2 protein-coding genes are annotated in these 1,386 nt (G+C 34.0%); both read left to right on the forward strand.

Annotation, left to right across the window (positions count from 1 at the left end):
- Positions 1-39 precede the first annotated feature (39 nt).
- Complete coding sequence (locus E7C97_RS09470; protein WP_316109072.1) at positions 40-321, forward strand: DNA-binding protein; 282 nt, start codon at positions 40-42, stop codon at positions 319-321.
- 8 nt (positions 322-329) lie between these two features.
- Complete coding sequence (locus E7C97_RS09475; protein ID WP_001014727.1) at positions 330-1,169, forward strand: phage replisome organizer N-terminal domain-containing protein; 840 nt, start codon at positions 330-332, stop codon at positions 1,167-1,169.
- The last annotated feature ends 217 nt before the right edge of the window (positions 1,170-1,386 follow it).

The following is a 1,386-nucleotide window of genomic DNA, read 5'->3' on the forward strand; positions in this document are numbered from 1 at the left end:
TTTCGGAGCTTATTTAATTTAGAAATGAGGTGTGAATTTATGTCGGAAACTACTTTAGTTGTCCAGCTTCCTAAAGAATTAGAGAAGCAATTACGTGCTCACTATGATGAGATGATTTCAAATGTTGTAGCAAGAGTATTTGAAGATAAAGAACTTTATAAACCCATGGTTCGTATGTCAGGTTTATCTAGGTGGTTAGATGTATCTACGACAACAATCCAAAAATGGACGAAAGAAGGAATGCCAACCATGGTGATTGATGGAGTGACTTTATACGATAAAAGAGCAGTAACACGATGGTTGAAGCAATATGAAAGATAGGTACTAGTATGAATGGTGTTCAGTGGATCAAGATAACAACAGATATATTTGATGATGAAAAAATTCAGCTAATAGAATCAATGCCAGAAGGAGATACTCTTATTGTAATATGGTTTAAAATTCTGGTGCTTGCAGGAAAGCAAAATAATAGTGGCATATTAAGTCTAGGGAACAAGGTTTATTACACAGAAGAGATGCTTTCAACAGTGTTTAGGCGAAAGGCTACATCTGTAAAATTAGCTCTCAGCATGTTTGAAGAATTTGGCATGATAGAAATCATAGATGGCGCTATTACCATTCCAAAATGGGAGAAACATCAGAATATAGATGGACTAGAAAAGATTAGAAAACAAACTAGGGAACGTGTTGCTCGTCATAGACAAAAACAAAAAGCACTAATTACAGGCGAGCCACAACTCGTTTTAGACTGTAACGTTACAGTAACGGATGAAAATGATAATGTAACGCAAGAGATTAAGAACAAGAGTAAGAATAAGAAAGAGATTGAGAATATACTGGATAATAGTTCTAGAAAGCCTGAAACTTATATTCCACCCAAATATTATTCTTTGTTAGAATCCATTTCTTATAAGTACAATGATAGATTTTTGTATCCTAACAATTACACTTTAACACATGCTCAGAAGATGAAGATAGGCGAGTATTTGGCTAGTGGGTATGTAACTAGTGATGAAGTCATTAGCATGATTGAACGGATTCCTGAGGATGCGACGTCTCCTTTGGCGTATTTATTTAAGTCTATGGAGAATTTAAAGCAGGAACGTATGCTGGAGTGCAAAGCTATTGCCCATGAAAATGCCCGAAAGAAGTATATGATAAATGAGTAGATATAGGACTGTTCTAAAGAAATGTTATATCACTGAAGAGCAAAATGAAATAGTGAATAACTTGATTGAAATGACAAACCATCTAAATTTTTCCTCTTATGCTAGGAAAATGTTGTTTAAGAGTTCGCCTATTTATCTTCAATTTGATTTTGAATCTTATCATGACTTTATATTTCAAGTTAGAAGAATTATCAATAACTTACGTCAGTTAGAAAGA

The sequence above is a fragment of the Streptococcus sp. genome (genome assembly GCF_032481935.1).
Taxonomy (GTDB): Bacteria; Bacillota; Bacilli; order Lactobacillales; family Streptococcaceae; genus Streptococcus.